The following is a 21,328-nucleotide window of genomic DNA, read 5'->3' on the forward strand; positions in this document are numbered from 1 at the left end:
TGCGGTGGGTGTTTGGCTGGATGCATGGGCGCACACATCGAGGCGGAAGACGCGGGCGACGACGGAGCCGGGCGGGCGGCCCGGCGGGACGAGGCGGTGCGGGCAGCCGTGGAGCAAGGACTGCTCGGGCCCGGCAGCCCCATCGTCGGGCTGCTGGACGTCACGGGCATCCGGGAGTCGGCGGCGGAGCTGCGGGCGGCGTTCGCCGCGGTGGTGGCGCCGGGCACACCCGTGCTGCACGCCTTCGCGGTGAAGGCGACCCCGCTGGTGCCGGTGCTGCGGCTGCTGCGGGAGGAGGGGGTCGGCGCGGAGGTCGCGAGCCCCGGTGAGCTGGCCCTGGCGCGGGCGGCGGGCATGCCGGTGGAGACGACGGTGCTCGACTCGCCTGCGAAGACCCCGGCCGAGCTGCGCGAGGCGCTGTCCCTGGGCATCGCCGTCAACGCCGACAATCCGCAGGAGCTGGACCGCATCGACACCCTGATGCGGTCGGGGGCCGGCCGCTCCCCTCTCGGAATCCGAGTGAACCCGCAGGTCGGGGGCGGTTCCATCGAGGCGTTGTCCACGGCGACGGCCACCTCGAAGTTCGGGGTCGCGCTGCGCGACGAGGGGGCCCGGGAGTGGGTCGTCCAGGCGTATCTGGACCGGCCGTGGCTGACCCGCCTGCACGCGCACACCGGCTCCCAGGGCATCCCGCTGTCCCTGCTGGCGCGGGGCGTGGCGGAGACGTACGCGCTGGCGGAGGAGATCAACCGGCGGGCCGGGCGGCGGCAGGTCGACACGCTCGACATCGGCGGCGGCCTGCCGGTGAACTTCGCGTCGGACGCGACGACCCCGACGTACGCGCAGTACGCGCGGATGCTGGCCCGGGAGGTGCCGGGGCTGTTCGACGGGCGGTACGGGCTGGTCACCGAATTCGGGCGGTCACTGCTGGCGAAGCACGGGACGGTGGTGGCGCGCGTCGAGTACGCGAAGACCTCCGGCGGACGGGCCGTGGCGGTGACGCATGCCGGGGTGCAGGTGGCCGCGCGGACGGTGTACGCGCCGGGGAGCTGGCCGTTGCGCATCGCCGCGTACGACGAGAAGGGGCGGCCGAAGGAGGGGCCGGTGGTGGTGCAGGACGTCGCGGGGCCGGCCTGTTTCGCGGGGGACCTGCTGGCGGAGGGCCGGTCCATGCCGCTGCTGGAGCAGGGGGACTACGCGGCGGCACTGGACACAGGGGCGTACTACTTCGCGCACCACTACGGCTACAACTCGCTGGTGCGGCCCGGGGTGTACGGGTTCGGGCCGGGCGGTCGCTTCGCGGTGGTGCGGCGGGCGCAGACCGTGGAGGAGGTCGTCGCCGAGTCGGGTGGGGCGGAGGTGGATGCGCTGACGCGAGCGGGGTGGGGGGTTCCGTAGGGTTTCGGCCGCGCGAGCGTCGTGGCTTGGCGCGCAGTTCCCCGCGCCCCTGGGTGGGCACGCCGCCGCCGGATGACGCGAGCCGGGTGGGGGGTTCCGTAGGGTTTCGGCCGCGCGAGCGTCGTGGCTTGGCGCGCAGTTCCCCGCGCCCCTGGGTGGGCACGCCGCCATCGGATGACGCGAGCGCCCTGGGAAGAGTTCCTCGCGCCCCCGGGGGCGGCGGCCCGTCGTTCGGTCAGACCAGCGCCGGCGATTTCCGTCGCGCGCCTCCCGGGTCCGCGTCCCCCGCTGCGATGCCCGTGCTGCGGTACGCCTTCACGCGCTTGCCGGCCGGGTGCGCCGCTCCCCCGCGCAGCCAGTCCACGCGGACCCACAGCAGCGCCTCGTCGGCCCGCTCCCGGCGGCCCAGCCAGGCGGACTTCAGCCACAGGCCCGCTCCGCAGCCGGCCAGCAGCATGCCCCCGGCCGCCGGGGCCGCGAACGCGCTGCCGAGGGCGGCGAGGAAGGTGAGCAGGAGCCACCAGCGGTGGCCCCGGCGCCAGTTGCGTACCGTGACCGCGCGGTCCTGGAGCACGTCGTGCTTGCCGGCCTTGGACGCGGCGGCGGCCAGGGCCGCGTAGCGCTTACGGCGTCCGCAGGCCACCACCGCCGTCGCCAGAAGGAACAGCGCCGCCCCGGCCAGGACGCCGATGCGGCGTCCGGTCAGGCCCGGCGCGAGCAGGCCGATGCCCGCCGCGAGCACGCCCAGCCACCACAGCGGGGCCGCCCCCGCCCGTACGACGACGGCCACCCGGGCCAGTCCCTGTCCTCCGCGTGTCACGTCCAGCCTCCGTCCGGTCTGCGAAGCCTCGGGGAGACGTACGGTAGCGACGCCACGTGAGATGAGTCTGAGAAAATGCGCGCGTCCGTCAGTCGACGAACAGGCCCCGCGCAGCCGCCTTCGTGTCGAACTCCTCCAAGCGCGACTGGGCCTGCGGCAGGTCGTCGCACATGGCCTCCAGCAGGACCCGGCCGAGCAGCATCGGCGCGCAGGCCGTGTCGAAGGCGAGGCCGGTGCCGACCGCGGCGGGCAGCAGCAGGTCGGACACCTTGGCGACGGGTGCGAACGCGGAGTCGGCGACCGTGACGACGGTCAGGCCGGCCTCCTTGGCGTAGGCGAGGGTGTCGACGACCTCGCGGGGGTGCCGGGGCAGCGCGAAACAGAGCAGTGCGCTCGCGCCGGCCCGCACGGCGGCGTCGATGCGGTCCTGGAGCATCGTGCCGCCCTCGCCGAGCAGCCGTACGTCCGGGTGGACCTTGGCGGCGAAGTAGGCGAAGCCGTGCGCCTGGGCGGCGGCCGCCCGCAGGCCGAGGACGAGCAGCGGCCGGGAGGCCGCGAGGAGGTGCCCCGCGCGCTGGACGGGCGCGGGATCGGCCAGTGCCTCCGCCAGGTGCCGCAGGTTCTCGATCTCGGCCTCGACGGCCTGCTGGTACTCGTTGTGGGCCCCGGCCTCCGCGGCGGGTTCGGCGGGGGCGACCTCGCGCAGATGGCGGCGCAGGGCGGGGTAGCCGTCGAAGCCGAGGGCGACGGCGAAGCGGGTCACGGACGGCTGGCTGACCCCGGCCAGCTCGGCGAGCTCCACACTCGACAGGAACGGCACGTCGGCCGCGCGCCGCACCATGCTGTGCGCGATGCGCCGCTGGGTCGGCGTCAGCCGGTGGCCCTCGAAGAGCGCCTGGAGCCGCGCGGCAGGGCTGTCGCTCACGCTCATGACGTGCTCCCCCTCGCCTATTCAGTAGCTGAGGATTCTGCATGAGCATATGCAGAGCGGCAAGCCGGACCGGAGAACGGCCGCCAGACGACCGGTAACCCCCTGCGGAACCGGGGGCTAACCCCAGTGCGCCCGGCGTCGCCCCTTTCTACCGTGGACGGCATGACGGGAATGGACGCGCGGGACACCGACCTGAAGAAGGAACTGGACGCCACCCTGCACGCACGCAGGGATCTGGGCGAGGACTACGAGTCGGCGCTGGTCGACTCGTTTCTGGAGAAGGTCGACCAGCGGATCGACGGCGCGGTGGAGCGCCGGGTGCGCCGGCAGCTCGCCGAGCAGCAGATGCAGACGGCCCGGGACTCGCGGTCGCCGAAGGCCACGGACTCCTGGGGCGAGCGGTTCGGCTTCGGGATCGTCTCGCTGGTCCTCGCGGTGCCGCTGTCGGCGATCGGCGGGGGCGTGGCCCGCCTGCCCGGGCTGCTCGTCGCCTGGGCGGGCATCGTCGGCGTCAACGTCGTGCAGGCGCTCCGCACCAACCCGGACCTCTTCGGCCGCCGCCGCAAGTCCTCCCAGGACCGGGACTGGGAGGACTGAACGCCCCGTGCGGGCCGGTTTCACACCTGCCGCGTCGGCAGCGCGACGATCTGCCGCAGGTTGACCCGGCGCGGCCGGCTCGTCGCGTAGGCCACCAGGTCGGCCAGCTCCTCGGCGGACAGGGCGCCCACCACGTCGAGCATGCCCTCGACCTGCCGGGACAGTTCGGCGTCGGAGATGTGGGTGCGCAGCTCGCTCTCCACGAAGCCGGGCTCGATGTTGGTGACCCGGACGTCCCGCGGGCCGAACTCCCCGCGCAGGGCCTCCGACAGGTAGGTGACGGCCGCCTTGGTCGCGCCGTACACCGCGTAGTTCGGGAAGCTGACGTGCGCGGCGATGGACGAGATGTTCACGATGTCGGCCGTACGGCCGTCCGCGGCGGCGCTCACCAGGTCTCCGGTGAAGGCGCCGGTCACCCGCAGCACTCCGGCGACGTTGGTGTCGAGCATCCGCTGCCACTCGTCGGCGCGCCGGGCGTCCATCGGGTGGGGCAGCATGACGCCGGCGCAGTTCACGACCAGGTCGACGGTCCCGTACTCCGCGTGGACGCGGTCGGCCGCTTCGGCCACGGACGTCTCGTCGGTGACGTCCGCGGCGACGGCCAGGGCCTGCCCGCCATCGGCCCGGATCTTCCCGGCGATCGCCGTCAGCCGGTCCGCCCGCCGGGCCAGCAGGGCCACCCGGGCCCCGTGCGCGGCCAGCAGCACGGCTACGGCCTCGCCGATCCCGCTCGCGGCTCCGGTGACGACGGCGGTACGGCCGGCCAGGTTGTCGTACGACATGGGATACCCCCTCGTGTGGCGGCCGGGGCGTTTCCCCGGGCCTCGGCCACCACCCTCGGCGGCTCCGGCCGCCCCACCCAGGGCTGCGCTCATCCTGGGTCCGGCAGTACCAGGTTCGCCGGGCCGGGGCGGCCTAGGCTCGGCCCCATGGACGGAGAACTGGGAGACTTCCTGCGCTCGCGCCGCGCCCGGATCCGGCCGGAGGAGGTGGGGCTGCCCTCGTACGGCCGCCGCCGCGTCCCGGGTCTGCGCCGCGAGGAGGTGGCGCAGCTGGCCGGGGTGAGCGTCGACTACTACGTCCGCCTGGAACAGGGCAGGGGGCCCGGGGATCCCTGCCGGACCAAGTCCGGGGGTGTCTCGGACGCCGTGCTGGACGCGATCGCCCGGGTGCTGCGGCTGGACGAGGCCGAGCACGCGTATCTGCGGGCGGTGGCCCGGCCCCGCCGGCAGGACGGGCCCGGGTCCGGCGCCTCCCGGGTGCGCCCGGGTGTCCGGCTGCTCCTGGACGGCATGGACCGCAACCCCGCCTACGTCCTGGACCACCGCATGGAGGTCCTCGCCTGGAACGCCCTCGCCGACGCCGTGCTCGGCTTCAGCGGCCCGGGCGACCTCAGCCTGCCGCGCCGGCTCTTCCTCGACCCCGCCTCGCGTGAGCTCTATCCGGACTGGTCCGCGATCGCCGCCCAGACGGTCGCGCACCTCCGTCTTCAGGCGGGCCACCATCCCGGGGACCCCGTCACGGGGGAACTCGTCGCCGGACTCACCCGGGCCAGCGAGGAGTTCCGGTGTCTGTGGGCCGACCACCTGGTCAAGCCCTGCGACCACGGCGTGAAAGTCCTGCGGCACCCGGTCGCGGGTCTGCTGACCCTCCCCTACGAGACCCTCACGATCCCGGCGGCCCCGGACCAGACGATCGTGGCCTACGCGCCCGAGCCGGGCTCGGAGACGGCGGAGCGCCTGGCGCTGCTGGGGAGCTGGTCCTCAGCCGTCCCCGAAGCCCCGGAACGTGCCTGAAGGGTCCGCGGCGTCGGCGTACTCGGCGAAGTCCATGTTGGCGATGCTCAGGTTGGCGGACATCTCCGGGTACCAGCGGACCGGGACGCGGAAGGTCCGCCCCGGCTCCGTGAAGAGGTCGACGGCCAGGAGCGGGTGCTCCGGTCCTGCCAGGGCCGTCGCGTCGGCGAGGAAGACCTCGCAGATCCGCTCGTCCTCCCCGGCGGCCGACTCCTCGGCGAGCAAATCCTGAATGCCGGCGCCGGCGAACCGGGGATCGCTGACGCGGGTGGCGCACGGATGCTCGTCGGCCCCGTCGAGAGCGGCGCACAGCGCCTCCCACGCCGCGCCGTCGCCGAAGTCGGTGCGCAGCACGAGCGTGGTCAGGTCGTGAGGCTGAGGCAGTGGCATGGCGGGGATCCTGCCATCCGCCACTGACGGCCCGGCGGCCGGAGGGCCGGGAAGGTGAATGCGCGGGGACCGCCGCACCCCCGTGACCGGGGGGCGGGACGACGGCGGTCCCCGCGAAGGACGCGGGCCCGGTCAGGGCCGGGCGTGCGCGTCCATGGCGTCCGTGGAGGTCCGGGAGCCGCTCCGGAGGTCCTGTGACGCCGTTCGGCGCCGGCCGGGGCGGGGAGCCGCTCCCGCCCTGCCGACACCCACCAATGTGCAGGACGCGTGTTAAGCGGGTGCTGCGCCGACGTGACACCCGCGTACCGGTTCCGCGACGTCCGCGAAGATCACGGACGCCGCAAGTTCACCCGTTTCACGGGCGGTTCACCGGAAGTTGGCCGTCACTTACCCGTGCGGGCGAGGAAGGACAGCAGGTCCTGCCGGCTGACCACACCGGTCGGCTTGCCCTCGACGAGGACGATCGCCGCGTCGGCCTTGCCCAGCACGGCCATCAGGTCGGCGACGGGTTCGCCGGAGCCGACCTGGGGAAGCGGGCCGGACATGTGCTTCTCCAGCGGGTCCTCCAGCGAGGCACTCTTGCTGAACAGCGCGTCCAGCAGCTCGCGTTCGACGACGGAGCCGACGACCTCGGCCGCCATCACGTCGGGGTGGCCGGCGCCCGGCTTGACGACCGGCATCTGCGAGACGCCGTACTCGCGCAGCACGTCGATGGCCTGACCGACCGTCTCCTCCGGGTGCATGTGGACGAGGGAGGGCATGCGGTCGCCCTCCTTGTCGGCGAGGACGTCGGCGACGCGGGCGCTCGGGCCCGTGTCCTCCAGGAAGCCGTAGTCGGCCATCCACTCGTCGTTGAAGATCTTGCTGAGGTAGCCGCGGCCGCTGTCCGGCAGCAGCACCACCACGACGTCGTCCTCGCCGAGCCGCGCGGCGACCTCCAGCGCGGCCACGACGGCCATGCCGCAGGAGCCGCCGACGAGCAGGCCCTCCTCCTTGGCGAGGCGGCGGGTCATCTGGAAGGAGTCCTTGTCGGACACGGCGACGATCTCGTCCGCGACGGTCCGGTCGTAGGCGGTCGGCCAGAAGTCCTCACCGACGCCCTCGACGAGGTAGGGCCGGCCGGAACCGCCGGAGTAGACGGAGCCCTCCGGATCGGCGCCGATGATCTTGACCTTGCCGTCGCTGGCCTCCTTCAGATAGCGGCCGGTCCCGGAGATCGTGCCGCCGGTGCCCACGCCCGCCACGAAGTGGGTGATCTTCCCCTCCGTCTGCTCCCACAGCTCGGGGCCGGTCGAGTGGTAGTGGGAGAGCGGGTTGTTGGGGTTGGAGTACTGGTCGGGCTTCCAGGCTCCGGGCGTCTCACGGACCAGCCGGTCGGAGACGTTGTAGTAGGAGTCCGGGTGCTCGGGGTCGACGGCGGTCGGGCACACCACGACCTCGGCGCCGTACGCGCGCAGCACGTTGATCTTGTCGGTGCTCACCTTGTCGGGGCACACGAAGATGCACTTGTACCCCTTCTGCTGGGCGACGATGGCGAGCCCGACGCCGGTGTTGCCGCTGGTCGGCTCCACGATCGTGCCGCCGGGCTTGAGCGCGCCGCTCTCCTCCGCCGCCTCGATCATGCGCAGGGCGATGCGGTCCTTCACCGAGCCGCCGGGGTTGAAGTACTCCACCTTGGCCAGGACGGTCGCCCTGATGCCCTTGGTCACGCTGTTGAGCTTCACCAGCGGGGTGTTGCCGACGAGGCTGATCATCGAGTCGTGAAATTGCACCGTTGTCTCCGGATGCCGCAAAAGATTCGGTCGTAGTGGTGCCGCCAGCCTATGACTTCGCCGTCGCCCGTGACGGTCGTTCACTCCCCGTTGAGATTGGGCGACGGGCTGTACGGGGCAAGCACTGGGTGTACGGGTTCGAGGAGGTGGCGGCGACGCATGACGAGCATGTCGAGGGCGAGGGTGGCCCGGCGGATCGCGGCCGGCGCGGCCTATGGCGGCGGCGGGATCGGTCTGGCCGGAGCGGCCACCGTGGGTCTGGTGCTGGCGGAGGTGCAGCTGGCGCGGCGCCGGGTGAGCAACGGCACGTCACCGCACGTGCCGCACGCGGACGGTCTGTACGGCCGGATGTACGCCGGTCCGGCCGAGGCACCGCTGAGGCTGACGATGCTGGGCGACTCCACGGCCGCGGGCCAGGGCGTGCACCGCGGCGGGCAGACGCCGGGGGCGCTCCTGGCGTCGGGGCTCGCGGCGCTGGCCGAACGCCCGGTGGAGCTGCGCACGGTGGCGACGCCGGGTGCCTGCTCGGACGACCTGGACCGCCAGGTGGCCCTGGTGCTGGCCGACCCCGGTCCCGTGCCGGACATCTGCGTGATCATGGTCGGCGCGAACGACGTCACCCACCGCATGCCCCCGACGCGCTCGGTCCGCCATCTGGCCTCGGCGGTCCGCCGGCTGCGCACGGCCGGTGCGGAGGTCGTGGTCGGCACCTGCCCCGACCTCGGAACGATCGAGCCGGTGCGGCAGCCCTTGCGGTGGCTCGCCCGACGGGCCTCACGCCAGCTGGCGGCCGCCCAGACGATCGGAGTCGTCGAACAGGGCGGCCGCACCGTGTCGCTGGGCGACCTGCTGGGCCCCGAGTTCGCCGAGAACCCGCGCGAGCTGTTCGGCCCGGACAGCTACCACCCGTCCGCCGAGGGCTACGCGACGGCGGCGATGGCGGTGCTGCCGACCGTCTGCGCGTCCCTGGGTCTGTGGCCCGCGGAGGAGGAGCGCCCCGACGCCTCCCGCCGCGAGGGTTTCCTGCCGGTGGCGCGGGCGGCGGCGGAGGCCGCCTCGGAAGCGGGCACGGAGGTCGCGGCGGCGATGCCGAGCGGTCCGCGCGGACCATGGGCGCTGCTGAAGCGCCGGCGGCGCAGGCGGGTACCCGAGCAGGAGCCGGCCCCCGCGACTCCCACGAACTAGGAGCAGACAAAGCAAGCGCTTGGAAACTGCGGCCAGGGTCACACCGCGACACCAGTGACCCAGCGCATACGTACGGGTAACTTCCCAGACAGCCCAAGCAGACCACCCGGTACGTCAATGGAGCCGTGATGCCCGAAGCCGTGATCGTCTCAGCCGCCCGCTCCCCCATCGGCCGCGCCTTCAAGGGCTCCCTGAAGGACGTGCGACCGGACGACCTGACCGCCACGATCATCCAGGCCGCACTGGCCAAGGTCCCCGGGCTCGACCCGAGGGACATCGACGACCTGATGCTCGGCTGCGGCCTGCCCGGTGGCGAGCAGGGCCACAACCTCGGCCGTGTCGTCGCCGTGCAGATGGGCATGGACCACCTTCCGGGCTGCACCATCACCCGGTACTGCTCCTCCTCCCTGCAGACCTCCCGGATGGCCCTGCACGCCATCAAGGCCGGTGAGGGCGACGTCTTCATCTCGGCCGGCGTCGAGACGGTCTCCCGCTACGCCAAGGGCAACTCCGACAGCCTTCCGGACACGCACAACCCCCTCTTCGCCGACGCCGAGGCCCGCACCGCCGCGGTCGCCGAGTCCGAGGGCTCGACCTGGCACGACCCGCGCGAGGACGGCCTGCTGCCCGACCCGTACATCGCGATGGGCCAGACCGCCGAGAACCTGGCCCGAGTCAAGGGCGTCACCCGCCAGGACATGGACGAGTTCGGCGTCCGCTCGCAGAACCTCGCCGAAGAGGCCATCAAGAACGGCTTCTGGGAGCGCGAAATCACCCCGGTGACCCTCCCCGACGGCACGGTCGTCTCCAAGGACGACGGCCCCCGCGCCGGCGTCACCCTGGAGGGCGTGCAGGGCCTCAAGCCGGTCTTCCGCCCCGACGGCATGGTCACGGCCGCCAACTGCTGCCCGCTGAACGACGGCGCCGCGGCCCTCGTGATCATGTCCGACACCAAGGCCCGCGAGCTCGGCCTCACCCCGCTCGCCCGGATCGTGTCGACCGGCGTCTCCGGTCTGTCGCCCGAGATCATGGGCCTCGGCCCGGTGGAGGCCAGCAAGCAGGCCCTCGGCCGCGCCGGGCTGACCATCGACGACATCGACCTGGTCGAGATCAACGAGGCGTTCGCCGCCCAGGTGATCCCCTCCTACCGCGACCTGGGCATCCCGCTGGAGAAGCTGAACGTCAACGGCGGTGCCATCGCCGTCGGCCACCCCTTCGGCATGACCGGCGCCCGCATCACCACCACGCTCATCAACTCCCTGCAGTTCCACGACAAGCAGTTCGGTCTGGAGACGATGTGCGTCGGCGGCGGCCAGGGCATGGCCATGGTCATCGAGCGCCTCAGCTGAGCGGCGCACCGTAGCCGCCATAGCACCCGCTGTGAGCTCCCGGCCCAGAACCCTGGAAACACCAGGGTTCTGGGCTGTTTTGTGATCCAATCTCCCCCAGGATGTGACCTATCTCCCTCCGTCAGGGGAGAACCCCAGGTCACAGCAGCCCCACCCCCTCTCCCGACACCGAAGCCCTGTCCGTTTCGTGACCTTACGCACTGACAGCTGGTTAGTCCGCCCTTCAAGCTGATGTAGGAAGTCGGGGGTCGACTTTGAACCGGGAGTACGTCAGTGAGCGCCATGCCGATCGCGTTGCTGGTCACCACGGCCGCCACGGGCGCCGTGGGCGTCGCCGTCCTGCGCACCGTCCTGCAGCTGCGCCGACAGGTCGCGGCCCTGCACACCGCGCTGGCCGAGAGCCGCGCCGCCACCACCCGTGCGCTGCTGCCCGCCGCTCGTACCACTGCCGACACCGATGAGATACGTGCCGCCGTGGCGGCAGCGCTCGCCGAGGAGCGGGAGCGGGAGCTCGCCGAGGCGCGGGCGTTCTGGGCCGCCCAGGAGGCCCGTGACGCCTCCGACGCGCCCTCCCTGCTGGGCCTGCCCGAGGTCGATCTGTTCCTGCCCCGTCAGGCGGATTTCGCGGGTCTGGAGCCGGTGTCCGAGCCCGGTGCTGAGGCCGAGGAGCCGGCCGCCGAGTCCCCGGAGCTGGCCGCGGCCCGCCGCCGCCACCCCTCCCACCCGGACTTCGTGCCGACGCAGTCGCCGGTCGTCAACGACCACGAGCGCACCGTCGCCACCCTGGAGGAGCTGGCCTCCTCCCGCGTCGAGCTGACGGACGTCCGCCCCGGCCCGCTGGGCACCCTGGACGTCTACGTGTTCGCCGACGGCACGACCCTGTGCATGACCCCGGGCCACCGCGAGACGGCCGAACACCTCGCCGCTGCTCTGCGCACCGGCAAGACCCCGGTCCTCCTGGGCGGCTCCGGCATCTCCGGCGCCTACACCCTGACGTTCGAGTGCGGCGAGGAGAACGTCTACATCCTGGCGGACCGAGTGATCGCGTCCCTGTAGTCAGGGGCGCGGGGCTGTATCGATATGCGGCTCCGCCGCGCGGGCGCGAGCAACCACACGAAACCCGCACCCGCAAACGTCGTTCAGACCCCCGCCCGCTTCTGCGCCTCCTCCACCAACGTCACCGCTTCCTCGACGTCGGCGTCACCGGGAATCACAACGGCCAGATCATGCCCGGCCACGGTGATCTGATCTGCCGCTGCAAACATCCCCGCATCCGGCATCTCCCGGGGCTCAACGCCCTCGAGGACCTGCGCCCTCCGGGCCAGCTCCCTGGCCAGCTCCAGAGCCTCGGCGGCAGCTCCCCGCTGCAACCGGCTCTGGGGCGCGGCCCTCAAACGATCGGCGAAGTGTTCCACCGCACGGGTCAGAGGCGTCGTATCAACCACGCCGCGAGCGTACGCGTCGCACCGGGACTGTTGCCAACGGGCGAACACTCAGGCACGGTGACCTGAAGGACCGGCTTACATCCCAGCGTCCGGAGGCGCCGATGTCCCAAGTCTTCTCCGAAGAGACCCATCGCAACATGCTCGCCCGCATTCCGCACTGCACCGGTCGTGAGATCTCCGACTGGTTGCGGACCGTCGAGGACGGCCCGTCACTCTTCCGCTTCGAGGAAAAAGTCAGCTGGCTCCGGCACGAACACAACCTTGCGTACGGCCACGCCAAGGCGATCATCCACGAGTACGACCTGAGGAGGGCCGCGCGCAAACTGCTCTAGGCGCGCACCGCTCCGGGCCCGTACGCCTGGACGACGAAGGGCCCCGGCCGGAGCCGGGGCCCTTCGCGCTACGACCGCAGAAACTAGTCGCTGCTGTTGAGGATCGAGAGGAGCCTCAGGAACTCCAGGTAGATCCACACCAGCGTCAGCGTGAGGCCGAAGGCCGCGAGCCAGGCCTCCTCGCGCGGGGCGCCGTAGGCGACGCCGTCCTCGACCTGCTTGAAGTCCAGGGCGAGGAAGCAGGCGCCGAGGATGATGCCGATGACGCCGAAGACGACGCCGAGGGCACCACTGCGGAAGCCGAGGCCGTCACCGCCGCCGAACACCGCGAACAGCAGGTTCACGGTCATCAGCAGGATGAAGCCGAGCGCGGCCGCCATCACGAAGCCGTAGAAGCGGCGGTTGACGCGGATCCAGCCGGCCTTGTAGGCGATCAGCACGCCGGCGAAGACCGCCATGGTGCCGATCACGGCCTGCATGGCCGCACCGTCGGCGATGCGGTTGTCGACGATGTTGGAGATGACGCCGAGGAAGACACCCTCGAACGCGGCGTACGTCAGGATCAGCGCGGGCGAGGCCTTGCGCTTGAAGGACTGCACGAACGCCAGGACCATGCCGATCAGCGCGGCACCGATACCGATGCCGTAGCTGCGGCTGATGTTGGCGTCGTCGACCGGCAGCAGCGCCCAGGAGAGCGCCGCGGTGACGATGAGCACACCGAGCGTGCTCGCCGTGCGCAGGACGACGTCGTCGATGGTCATCCGGCCGGTGGTGGCCGGTGCCTGCGGCGGCGCGCCGTGCTGCAGGTCCTGCTGGGCGTAAGGGTTCTGCGCGTACGGGTTCTGCGCGTACGGGTTGCCCGTCGGCTGGGCGTACGGGTTGCCCTGCGTGGCGACAGCGGGACCCCCGGCCTGCGGCGCGGTGTTGAAGCCCGCGTAGCCGTTGTCGCGGCTGAACCCCCGTCGCGAGAAGACCGGGTTTCTGCTCCTCATTTCACTCCTCCATGGCCACCAGGCGTGGCCTTGGCTCAAGAGTAATAGGTAGGCAAAGGAATGACCCTACTGCTTGGGGAGGATCTTTCCCTCGTCGTGCTGCGCAACACGCTACGTGGCTTCGTGATTCCCCTCACCGGAGGGGGGCATTCACCGGCTCATCCGAAGGGGAAGCCGGTGTACGCCTCCGCCAGGTCCGTCTCGGCCGCGCGGGAGGAGGCGATCCGCTCCAGGCGGGCGAGCTGGAGCCGGTCCTCGAAGGGCGTCGCGCCGGGTGCGCGGTGCAGCAGGGTCGTCATGTCGTAGGAGAACCGCTCGGCCTGCCAGACGCGGCGCAGGCAGGTCTGCGAGTAGGCGTCGAGCAGCTCGGGTGATCCGGTCTCCTGCCGGTGGACGAGGGCCCGGGCGAAGGTGACGACGTCGCCGGCGGCGAGGTTCAGCCCCTTCGCGCCGGTCGGCGGCACGATGTGCGCGGCGTCGCCGGCGAGGAAGAGGCGGCCGTGGCGCATGGGCTCGTGGACGAAGGAGCGCATGGGGGTGACCGACTTCTGGGTGATCGGGCCGCGCTGGAGGTACCAGTCGTCGGCGGTTTCGAACCGGCGCTCCAGCTCGTCCCAGATCTCCTCGTCGGCCCATGCCCCGGGGTCGGTGCCCTCGGGCACCTGGAGGTAGAGGCGGGAGACGGCCGGCGAGCGCATGGAGAGCAGGGCGAAGCCGCGGTCGTGGCGGGCGTAGACGAGCTCGTCGTGCGAGGGCGGCACGTCGGCGAGGATGCCGAGCCAGCCGAAGGGGTACGTCCGCTCGAAGACCTGGGTCAGTCCGGCGGGGATCGCCTTGCGGGCCACGCCCCAGAAGCCGTCGCAGCCGACGACGTAGGAGCACTCCAGGACGTCCTCGCGGCCCTCGTGCCGGAAGCGGACGCGCGGGGTGTCGGTGCCGGCGTCCTCCACGGCCAGCGCCTCCGCCTCGAAGAGCAGGGGCCCGCCCTCGCGGAGCTGGAGGGCGATGAGGTCCTTGCACACCTCGGTCTGGGCGTAGACCATCACGGACCGGCCGCCGGTGAGCCCGGGGAAGTCGACGCGGTGGCGCGTGCGGTCGAAGCGCAGCTCGATGCCGTCGTGGCGCAGCCCTTCGCGGTCCATGCGCTCCCCGGCCCCGGCCGCGCGCAGCACGTCCGCCGTGCCCTGCTCCAGGATTCCGGCCCGCTGCCGCCGCTCCACGTAGGCGCGGTCGCGGCTCTCCAGGACGACGGAGTCGATGCCGGCGTTGTGGAGCAGCCGGGCGAGGAGGAGGCCGGCCGGGCCCGCTCCGATGATGCCGACGGTGGTACGCATCGGGCGACCCCTTCTCATCGATCTGCTTCTCATCGATCTGCGTTCGTCAGGTGAAATTTCCTTCACCATGTGCCTGTGAGTCTCCGACGGCATGCGACCGCTGTCAACGGGCACGCCGTGAACTCTTCAATGGACCACGCAGGGATCGGAAGGTGCCCGGAGCCGGACTTGAACCGGCACGCCCGCGAAGGGGCAGCGAGGTTTAAGCTCGCCGTGTCTGCATTCCACCATCCGGGCAGGCCGTGGGCTCCGCATCGAGGTTCCGAGACTATCCGGACGGGTCCCCCGAACAGCGGAAGCGTGGACCGATGTTGTCTTATTTTATTGACGTCTGAGGGTGCATCAGCACACGGAACACGCCATCCGCACTTGCCAATAGCCTTGCGTGCGACGGTCGGCCGCGCATACGGAATGACGGAATTTCACCGCCTGAACGAGGGCACTCCACCTGTTCTCGACACCCGGACGCATCGGTTCCCGACACCGGGGCCCCTCAGGGGTGTTCGTCATCCCCAGGTATGACATTGCCCCGCGCGGTCAGACCGCAGTCGGCCCTCGGAACCGGAACAACGGGTGACTACACGGCGGCGTGGGACCCGGACGATGGAACACGTCCTTCCCCGACTCCAGCCGTCCGACAGGAGAACCATCCCGTGACCACCGCACCCCTCACCGACCGGGCCACCACCGCGGCCGCGCGCGCCACGGACCTGTCGAAGATCTACGGACAGGGTGAGACCCAGGTGGTCGCCCTGGACCGGGTCTCCGTGGACTTCCGGCAGGCGGAGTTCACCGCGATCATGGGCCCCTCGGGCTCCGGCAAGTCCACGCTGATGCACTGCGTGGCCGGCCTCGACTCCTTCTCCTCCGGGTCGGTGCGCATAGGCGACACCGAGCTCGGCTCCCTGAAGGACAAGCAGCTGACGAAGCTGCGCCGGGACAAGATCGGTTTCATCTTCCAGGCGTTCAACCTGCTGCCGACCCTGACGGCCCTGGAGAACATCACCCTTCCGATGGACATCGCGGGGCGCAAGCCGGACAAGCAGTGGCTGGACTCCGTCATCCGGATGGTCGGCCTGGCGGACCGGCTCGGCCACCGCCCGTCCCAGCTCTCCGGCGGCCAGCAGCAGCGCGTCGCCGTGGCCCGGGCGCTGGCCTCCCGGCCCGAGATCATCTTCGGCGACGAGCCCACCGGAAACCTCGACTCGCGCTCCGGCGCCGAGGTGCTGGGCTTCCTGCGCAACTCCGTGCGCGAACTGGGCCAGACGGTGGTGATGGTGACGCACGACCCGGTGGCCGCGGCCTACGCGGACCGGGTGATCTTCCTGGCGGACGGCCGGATCGTCGACGAGATGCACGGGCCGACGGCCGACTCCGTGCTCGACCGCATGAAGGCGTTCGACGCCAAGGGCCGCACCAGCTGATCCCCCGTCAGGACCGACAGGACTGAGAAGAAGAACCCATGTTCCGTACCGCCTTGCGCAATGTGCTCGCGCATAAGGCCCGGCTCCTGATGACCGTGCTCGCCGTGATGCTCGGCGTCGCATTCGTCTCCGGCACCCTGGTCTTCGCCGACACCCTCTCCAACGCCTTCCGCAACCAGTCGGCGAAGAGCTACGACGACGTCGCCGTCGCCGTCTCCTCGCACGCCGACCCGGACGACCCCGAGCAGGAGCCGGGCCTGTCCGGCAAGGTCCTCGACAGGATCTCGGCGGTGGACGGCGTCGCAGGGGTGCACGGCCGTGTCGAGGGCTTCGCCGGGGTCGCCGACCCCGACGGGAAGCTGATCGGCGTCGGCTGGTCCAACAAGGGCTCCAACTTCGCCCCCGGCAAGGACGGCAAGGACGCCGCCTACACGTTCACCGACGGCTCCGGCCCGGTGAAGGACGACCAGATCGCCCTGGACGAGGAGTCCGCAGCCAAGGGCGAGTACAAGGTCGGCGACCGGGTGCGCGTCGCGACCAACGGGCCGGTGAAGGAGTACACCCTCAGCGGCGTGTTCACCACCGAGGACGGCGCCGTCAACGCCGGCGGCAGCCTCGTCCTCTTCGACACCGCCGTCGCCCAGAAGCAGTACCTCAAGCCGGGGTACTTCGAGAGCGTCACCGTCACCGCCGCGTCCGGCGCCGACGACGCGCGGATCCTGGACGCCGTCAAGCCACTGCTGCCCGAGACGGCCGAGGCCCGGACCGGCAAGGCGCTCGCCGACGAACAGGCCGAGCAGATCGAGCAGGGCATGGGCAACCTCAAGCAGGTCCTGCTCGGCTTCGCGGGCATCGCGCTCTTCGTCGGGATCTTCCTGATCTCCAACACGTTCACGATGCTGGTCGCCCAGCGCACCAAGGAGATCGCCCTGATGCGCGCCGTCGGCGCGTCCCGCAAGCAGATCACCCGCTCGGTGCTCGCCGAGGCCGCGCTGGTGGGTCTGGTCGCCTCGGCCGTCGGTTTCGTCCTCGGCATCGGCCTGGCCGTCGCACTGCGCTCCGGCATGGCCGCGTTCGACATGAAGATGCCGGACGGTCCGCTGATCCTGTCCGCCACGCCGGTGATCGCGGCTCTCTCGGTGGGCGTGCTGATCACGACGTTCGCCGCCTGGCTGCCCGGCCGCCGGGCCGCGAAGATCCCGCCGGTGGCGGCCATGAACAGCGTCCACGCGGTGGCCACCACCAAGTCGCTGGTGCTGCGCAACTCCATCGGCGCGGTCGTCACCGCCGCCGGCGCCGTGGGGATCGTGGCGGGTGCCTCGACCGGTGGCGACGACGGCCGCATGTACATCGGGGCGGGCGCCTTCCTCGCGCTGATCGGCGTGATCATCCTGATTCCGCTGCTGTCCCGGCCCGTGATCGCGCTCGTCCGCCCGCTGCTCGTCGGCCCCTTCGGGGTGGCCGGCAAGCTGGCCGGCCAGAACGCGGTCCGCAACCCGCGCCGCACCGGCGCCACCGCCTCGGCGCTGGCCATCGGACTGACGCTCGTGACCGGCCTGTCGGTGCTCGGCATCACGGTCGGCACGGCCATCGACAAGATGACCACCGACAACATCAGGGCCGACTACATGGTCTCGATGGCCAACGGCGGTGACCTCGACCGGTCGGCCCTGACCGCGCTGGAGAAGGCGAAGGGCGTCTCCGCTCTCTCGCCGCAGCAGAGCTCCTACTTCAAGGTCGACGGCGACGACTTCGTCTCCGCCTCGGCGGTCACCCCCGGCGACATCGAGAAGGTCCTGGCCGTCGACGTCGTCAGCGGCAGCGCGGACTCGCTCGCCGAGGGCCGGATCGCGGTCGCCGAGAAGACGGCGAAGAGCAGGGGCTGGAAGACCGGCGACACCGTCCCCGTCACCTTCGGCGACGACAAGAAGGCCGAGCTGACGGTCGGCGCCGTCTACAAGGACAGCGAGTTCCTCTCCCCCGTCCTCATCGATCGCAAGATCGTCGACCGGCACGAGACGAAGCCGTCCATCCAGCAGATCTTCGTGAAGGTCGACGGCGGCCAGTCCGCGGCGAACGAGCAGGTCCTCGTCGACGCGCTGGGCGACAACCCCGCGATCACCGTGATGGACCGGCAGGACATCCGCAACGAGTTCGGCGGCGCCATCAACACCCTGCTGAACATCATGTACGGCCTGCTGGCGATGGCCCTGATCATCGCGGTGCTGGGCGTGGTCAACACCCTCGCGATGTCGGTCTTCGAACGGCAGCAGGAGATCGGCATGCTGCGCGCCATCGGCCTGGACCGGCGCCGGGTGAAGCGGATGGTCCGGCTGGAGGCCGTCGTCATCTCGGTGTTCGGCGCGGTGGTCGGCATCGGTCTCGGGGCGTTCCTCGGCTGGGCGATCGGCGAGACCTTCGCGGACCAGATCCCGGGGTACGCGCTGGTCCTGCCCTGGGACCGGATCGGGATCTTCCTGGTGCTGGCCGGTCTGGTCGGCGTCCTGGCCGCGATGTGGCCGGCCCGCAACGCCGCGCGGCTGAACATGCTGAACGCCATCAAGGCAGAGTGACCTCGCCGCTCCGCGGTACGCCGAAGGGCCGGGCCCCCCCGTCACGGGGGGCCCGGCCCTTCCGGTCGTGCCCGGGTCAGTCCCGGTCGGTCGTGCCCGGGTCAGTCCCGGTCGGGCGCGCCCCAGGTGCGGGCCCGCAACGGCATCCCGGAGATCCCCGGGTCCGGGGTGCGGACGGCCAGGACCTGGTTGACGCCGATGCGGTTGCGTTCGAAGGCCAGGGCCGAGGCCGCCATGTACAGGCGCCAGACGCGGGCGCGGCCGGGGCCGGCCAGCTGGACGGCACGCCGCCAGTCGGCCTCCAGGCGGGACACCCACCGGCGCAGGGTGAGGGCGTAGTGCTCGCGGATGGCCTCGACGTCGCGCACCTCGAACCCGGCGCGCTCCAGCTGCGCCACGGTGCTGCCGATCGGCTGGAGTTCGCCGTCGGGGAAGACGTAGGAGTCGATGAACGCGTCGACGCTGTAGGTCGACTCGTCGCGCTGCGGGCGGCGGGCGATCTGGTGGTTCAGGAGCCGTCCGCCGGGCTTGAGCAGGCTGTACAGGTCGTCGGCGTACTCCAGGTACCGCTCGGCGCCGACGTGTTCGGCCATGCCGATGGAGGAGACCGCGTCGTAGGGTCCGTCACGGACGTCGCGGTAGTCCTGGACGCGGATCTCGACCTTGTCGGTGAGGCCCTCGTCGGCGACGCGCTTGCGGGCGTAGGCGGCCTGCTCCTGGGAGAGCGTGACGCCGACGACGCTCACGCCGTGCTCCCGGGCGGCGTGGATGGCCATGGAGCCCCAGCCGCAGCCGACGTCGAGCAGCCGCAGGCCGGGTCTCAGACCGAGCTTGCGGCAGACGAGTTCGAGCTTGTCCCACTGGGCCTGTTCGAGGGTGCTGTCCGGGGTGGGCCAGTAGGCGCAGGAGTACACCATGGACGGACCGAGGACGATCTCGTAGAAGTCGTTGCCGACATCGTAGTGGTGGCTGATGGCGCGTCGGTCGGTGTGCTTGGTGTGCAGGTGGCGGCGGGGGCTGCGGGCCTCTTCGCGGGGCGGCGTGGGCGGCAGCGGGAGACCGGCGAGCTTGACCAGTCCGCGGACGGCGGCGCGGACCTCGGGGTCGCGCAGCGCCTGGGCGAGGGTACGGGCGTCCTCGCCGCGCTCCCAGATGAGGCCCGCCAGCAGATCGAGGGTCGTGTAGAGGTCGCCCTCGATGTCGAGGTCCCCCGCCACCCAGGCGCGGGCCAGGCCCAGTTCACCCGGTTTCCACAGCAGGCGGCGCAGGGCGCGGCGGTTGCGTACGACCAGGGTCGGCGCGCCCGGCGGACCGGCCTGCGAACCGTCCCAGGCACGGATGCCCACCGGGAGCGGCGCTCCCAGCAACTGTGTGAAGAGGCCCTGCAGCCGCGGCGCGGCGTCTGCCATGGTGTACACCTCCGTGACAGGTAATCCCGGAATGTCGGACACCACGTAAACACCTGCGGGGCTTCGGCGCAGTCCCCGGCACGCGTCATGTCTGGGCAAAACAAGCCGAAGGACCTCCCGCACCACGGATGGCGGGAGGCCCTTCGTCTGACGGATGACCGGCCGGTCAGGAGGCCTTGGCCTTCTCCTCGGTCTTCTCCTTCGGCGCGGCGGCGACCGGGGCCGGCTTGGCGGCCTCGTAGAACTCCTCGCGCGGCGTCTCCATCGCGCCGAGGGAGACGACCTCGCGCTTGAGGAACATCGCCAGGGTCCAGTCGGCGAAGACGCGGATCTTGCGGTTCCAGGTCGGCATCGCCAGACCGTGGTAGCCACGGTGCATGTACCAGGCGAGACGGCCCTTGAGCTTGATCTTCATCTTGCCCATGACGATCATCGCGACGCCCTTGTGGAGGCCGAGACCGGCCACCGCGCCCTTGTTGGCGTGGGCGTAGTCCTTCTGCGGGAAGCCCCGCATGCCGGACACGACGTTGTCTCCGAGGACCTTGGCCTGGCGCAGCGCGTGCTGGGCGTTGGGCGGGCACCAGGCGTTCTCGTTGCCCGCCTTGCGGCCGACGAGGTCCGGGACCTGGGCGTTGTCGCCGGCGGCCCAGATGTAGTCGGTGCCCTTGACCTGGAGCGTCGGCTCGCAGTCGACGTGACCGCGGGGGCCCAGCGGCAGGCCGTAGCGGGCCAGGGCCGGGTTCGGCTTGACGCCGGCGGTCCAGACGATGGTGCTGGAGTCGACCTCCAGGCCGTTCTTCAGCACGACGTGGCCGTCGACGCAGGAGTCCATGGAGGTGGACAGGTAGACCTCGACGCCGCGGCCTTCGAGGTGCTCCTTGCCGTACTTGCCGAGCTTGGGGCCGACCTCGGGGAGGATCTTGTCGGCGGCGTCGACCAGGATGAAGCGCATGTCCTCACGGGACACGTTCTTGTAGTACTTCGCCGCGTCGCGGGCCATGTCCTCGACCTCGCCGATGGTCTCCGCACCGGCGAAGCCGCCGCCCACGAAGACGAAGGTGAGCGCCTTGCGGCGGATCTCCTCGTCGGTGGTGGAGTCGGCCTTGTCCAGCTGCTCCAGGACGTGGTTGCGCAGGCCGATGGCCTCCTCGACGCCCTTCATGCCGATGCCCTGTTCGGCGAGGCCGGGGATCGGGAAGGTGCGGGAGACCGCGCCGAGCGCGATCACCAGGTAGTCGAAGGGCAGCTCGTAGGCCTCGCCGACCAGCGGGGAGACTGTGGCGACCTTGCGGTCCTGGTCGATGGTGGTGACCCGGCCGGTGAGAACCTCCGCCTTGGGCAGCACGCGTCGCAGCGGGACGACGACGTGGCGCGGGGAGATGTTGCCGGCGGCGGCTTCGGGGAGGAAGGGCTGGTAGGTCATGTACGACCGGGGGTCGACGACCGTGACGGTCGCCTCGCCGTAGCGCATCTTCTTCTGGATGCGCCGAGCTGCGTACAGGCCTACGTACCCACCGCCTACTACGAGGATCCTGGGACGCTCCGTGGTGCTCATGCCATCGAGTATCCACCCGACTCAGG

General features: G+C 71.3%; 19 protein-coding genes and 1 tRNA gene. 9 read left to right on the plus strand and 11 right to left on the minus strand.

Translation table 11 applies throughout. The features are described from left to right. Positions 1-24: 24 nt before the first annotated feature. The gene (locus OO68_RS28420) at positions 25-1,398 is read left to right on the plus strand and encodes a type III PLP-dependent enzyme domain-containing protein (protein WP_033312026.1); all 1,374 of its coding nucleotides are present in this window, start codon (positions 25-27) and stop codon (positions 1,396-1,398) included. A 235-nt stretch (positions 1,399-1,633) separates the two neighbouring features. On the opposite strand, the gene OO68_RS28425 is transcribed toward OO68_RS28420, so the two are convergent. Together OO68_RS28425 and OO68_RS28430 are read right to left on the minus strand one after the other, a co-directional pair. Next, positions 1,634-2,218, minus strand: a complete 585-nt coding sequence (locus tag OO68_RS28425; protein WP_033312027.1) for a hypothetical protein — start codon at positions 2,216-2,218, stop codon at positions 1,634-1,636. An 88-nt stretch (positions 2,219-2,306) separates the two neighbouring features. Continuing rightward, positions 2,307-3,149, minus strand: coding sequence for a MurR/RpiR family transcriptional regulator (locus OO68_RS28430; RefSeq protein WP_033312028.1), 843 nt, complete (start codon positions 3,147-3,149; stop codon positions 2,307-2,309). 171 nt (positions 3,150-3,320) lie between these two features. Between OO68_RS28430 and OO68_RS28435 the strand changes: the two genes are divergently transcribed. Continuing rightward, positions 3,321-3,746 carry a hypothetical protein gene (locus tag OO68_RS28435; RefSeq protein ID WP_033312029.1) on the plus strand — a complete coding sequence of 142 codons (426 nt, stop codon included), beginning with the start codon at positions 3,321-3,323 and terminating at the stop codon, positions 3,744-3,746. Positions 3,747-3,766: 20 nt separating this feature from the next. Here OO68_RS28435 and OO68_RS28440 read toward each other — a convergent pair whose 3' ends face one another. Beyond that, a complete protein-coding gene (locus tag OO68_RS28440) occupies positions 3,767-4,528 on the minus strand; it encodes an SDR family oxidoreductase (protein WP_033312030.1) in 762 nt (253 codons plus the stop codon). Positions 4,529-4,675: 147 nt separating this feature from the next. Here OO68_RS28440 and OO68_RS28445 point away from each other — a divergent pair, with 147 nt between their 5' ends. Next, positions 4,676-5,542: a helix-turn-helix transcriptional regulator gene (locus OO68_RS28445; RefSeq protein ID WP_033312031.1), complete on the plus strand. Its 867-nt coding sequence runs from the start codon at positions 4,676-4,678 to the stop codon at positions 5,540-5,542. Here OO68_RS28445 and OO68_RS28450 read toward each other — a convergent pair. Both OO68_RS28450 and OO68_RS28455 read right to left on the minus strand, forming a co-directional pair. Continuing rightward, positions 5,510-5,932: a DUF6924 domain-containing protein gene (locus OO68_RS28450; protein ID WP_051814841.1), complete on the minus strand. Its 423-nt coding sequence runs from the start codon at positions 5,930-5,932 to the stop codon at positions 5,510-5,512. The two genes, OO68_RS28445 and OO68_RS28450, sit on opposite strands and share 33 nt — an antisense overlap. Positions 5,933-6,315: 383 nt before the next feature. Then, positions 6,316-7,704, minus strand: a complete 1,389-nt coding sequence (locus OO68_RS28455) for a cystathionine beta-synthase (protein ID WP_033312032.1) — start codon at positions 7,702-7,704, stop codon at positions 6,316-6,318. Between the two features lie 159 nt (positions 7,705-7,863). On the opposite strand from OO68_RS28455, the gene OO68_RS28460 reads away from it, so the two are divergent. From OO68_RS28460 to OO68_RS28470, 3 genes are all read left to right on the plus strand, one after another. Continuing rightward, complete coding sequence (locus OO68_RS28460) at positions 7,864-8,889, plus strand: SGNH/GDSL hydrolase family protein (RefSeq protein WP_033312033.1); 1,026 nt, start codon at positions 7,864-7,866, stop codon at positions 8,887-8,889. A gap of 128 nt (positions 8,890-9,017) precedes the next feature. After that, complete coding sequence (locus OO68_RS28465) at positions 9,018-10,238, plus strand: acetyl-CoA C-acetyltransferase (RefSeq protein ID WP_033312034.1); 1,221 nt, start codon at positions 9,018-9,020, stop codon at positions 10,236-10,238. Between the two features lie 273 nt (positions 10,239-10,511). Beyond that, complete coding sequence (locus tag OO68_RS28470; RefSeq protein ID WP_033312035.1) at positions 10,512-11,294, plus strand: hypothetical protein; 783 nt, start codon at positions 10,512-10,514, stop codon at positions 11,292-11,294. A gap of 83 nt (positions 11,295-11,377) precedes the next feature. Here the strand turns inward: OO68_RS28470 and OO68_RS28475 are convergent, their stop codons facing one another. Continuing rightward, positions 11,378-11,683 carry a hypothetical protein gene (locus OO68_RS28475; protein WP_078625510.1) on the minus strand — a complete coding sequence of 102 codons (306 nt, stop codon included), beginning with the start codon at positions 11,681-11,683 and terminating at the stop codon, positions 11,378-11,380. Positions 11,684-11,784: 101 nt separating this feature from the next. Between OO68_RS28475 and OO68_RS28480 the strand changes: the two genes are divergently transcribed. Further along, a complete protein-coding gene (locus OO68_RS28480; protein WP_033312036.1) occupies positions 11,785-12,015 on the plus strand; it encodes a DUF4287 domain-containing protein in 231 nt (76 codons plus the stop codon). Positions 12,016-12,098: 83 nt separating this feature from the next. On the opposite strand, the gene OO68_RS28485 is transcribed toward OO68_RS28480, so the two are convergent. The 3 genes from OO68_RS28485 to OO68_RS28495 all read right to left on the minus strand — a co-directional run bounded on the left by OO68_RS28485 (position 12,099) and on the right by OO68_RS28495 (position 14,578). Then, complete coding sequence (locus OO68_RS28485) at positions 12,099-13,007, minus strand: Bax inhibitor-1/YccA family protein (protein WP_033312037.1); 909 nt, start codon at positions 13,005-13,007, stop codon at positions 12,099-12,101. A 158-nt stretch (positions 13,008-13,165) separates the two neighbouring features. Beyond that, positions 13,166-14,341, minus strand: coding sequence for a 4-hydroxybenzoate 3-monooxygenase (locus OO68_RS28490; RefSeq protein WP_033312038.1), 1,176 nt, complete (start codon positions 14,339-14,341; stop codon positions 13,166-13,168). Positions 14,342-14,494: 153 nt separating this feature from the next. After that, positions 14,495-14,578 (minus strand) — tRNA-Leu (locus OO68_RS28495). 416 nt (positions 14,579-14,994) lie between these two features. On the opposite strand from OO68_RS28495, the gene OO68_RS28500 reads away from it, so the two are divergent. Together OO68_RS28500 and OO68_RS28505 are read left to right on the plus strand one after the other, a co-directional pair. After that, complete coding sequence (locus tag OO68_RS28500; protein WP_033312039.1) at positions 14,995-15,765, plus strand: ABC transporter ATP-binding protein; 771 nt, start codon at positions 14,995-14,997, stop codon at positions 15,763-15,765. Positions 15,766-15,803: 38 nt separating this feature from the next. Further along, positions 15,804-18,338, plus strand: coding sequence for an ABC transporter permease (locus OO68_RS28505; RefSeq protein ID WP_033312040.1), 2,535 nt, complete (start codon positions 15,804-15,806; stop codon positions 18,336-18,338). 101 nt (positions 18,339-18,439) lie between these two features. Here OO68_RS28505 and OO68_RS28510 read toward each other — a convergent pair whose 3' ends face one another. Next, positions 18,440-19,747 (minus strand): class I SAM-dependent methyltransferase, encoded by a 1,308-nt coding sequence (locus tag OO68_RS28510; protein ID WP_033312041.1) that lies wholly within the window; start codon positions 19,745-19,747, stop codon positions 18,440-18,442. Between the two features lie 166 nt (positions 19,748-19,913). After that, complete coding sequence (locus OO68_RS28515; protein ID WP_078625500.1) at positions 19,914-21,302, minus strand: NAD(P)/FAD-dependent oxidoreductase; 1,389 nt, start codon at positions 21,300-21,302, stop codon at positions 19,914-19,916. Positions 21,303-21,328: the final 26 nt, after the last annotated feature.

This window comes from Streptomyces iakyrus (genome assembly GCF_000717055.1).
Taxonomy (GTDB): Bacteria; Actinomycetota; Actinomycetes; order Streptomycetales; family Streptomycetaceae; genus Streptomyces; species Streptomyces iakyrus.

Bases quoted from the DNA above. Each gene is read 5' to 3' on its own strand.
- OO68_RS28420 (WP_033312026.1), top strand. From the start codon at position 25: ATGGGCGCACACATCGAGGCGGAAGACGCGGGCGACGACGGAGCCGGG.
- OO68_RS28430 (WP_033312028.1), bottom strand. From the start codon at position 3,149: ATGAGCGTGAGCGACAGCCCTGCCGCGCGGCTCCAGGCGCTCTTCGAG.
- OO68_RS28435 (WP_033312029.1), top strand. From the start codon at position 3,321: ATGGACGCGCGGGACACCGACCTGAAGAAGGAACTGGACGCCACCCTG.
- OO68_RS28440 (WP_033312030.1), bottom strand. From the start codon at position 4,528: ATGTCGTACGACAACCTGGCCGGCCGTACCGCCGTCGTCACCGGAGCC.
- OO68_RS28445 (WP_033312031.1), top strand. From the start codon at position 4,676: ATGGACGGAGAACTGGGAGACTTCCTGCGCTCGCGCCGCGCCCGGATC.
- OO68_RS28450 (WP_051814841.1), bottom strand. From the start codon at position 5,932: ATGCCACTGCCTCAGCCTCACGACCTGACCACGCTCGTGCTGCGCACC.
- OO68_RS28460 (WP_033312033.1), top strand. From the start codon at position 7,864: ATGACGAGCATGTCGAGGGCGAGGGTGGCCCGGCGGATCGCGGCCGGC.
- OO68_RS28465 (WP_033312034.1), top strand. From the start codon at position 9,018: ATGCCCGAAGCCGTGATCGTCTCAGCCGCCCGCTCCCCCATCGGCCGC.
- OO68_RS28480 (WP_033312036.1), top strand. From the start codon at position 11,785: ATGTCCCAAGTCTTCTCCGAAGAGACCCATCGCAACATGCTCGCCCGC.
- OO68_RS28485 (WP_033312037.1), bottom strand. From the start codon at position 13,007: ATGAGGAGCAGAAACCCGGTCTTCTCGCGACGGGGGTTCAGCCGCGAC.
- OO68_RS28490 (WP_033312038.1), bottom strand. From the start codon at position 14,341: ATGCGTACCACCGTCGGCATCATCGGAGCGGGCCCGGCCGGCCTCCTC.
- OO68_RS28505 (WP_033312040.1), top strand. From the start codon at position 15,804: ATGTTCCGTACCGCCTTGCGCAATGTGCTCGCGCATAAGGCCCGGCTC.
- OO68_RS28510 (WP_033312041.1), bottom strand. From the start codon at position 19,747: ATGGCAGACGCCGCGCCGCGGCTGCAGGGCCTCTTCACACAGTTGCTG.
- OO68_RS28515 (WP_078625500.1), bottom strand. From the start codon at position 21,302: ATGAGCACCACGGAGCGTCCCAGGATCCTCGTAGTAGGCGGTGGGTAC.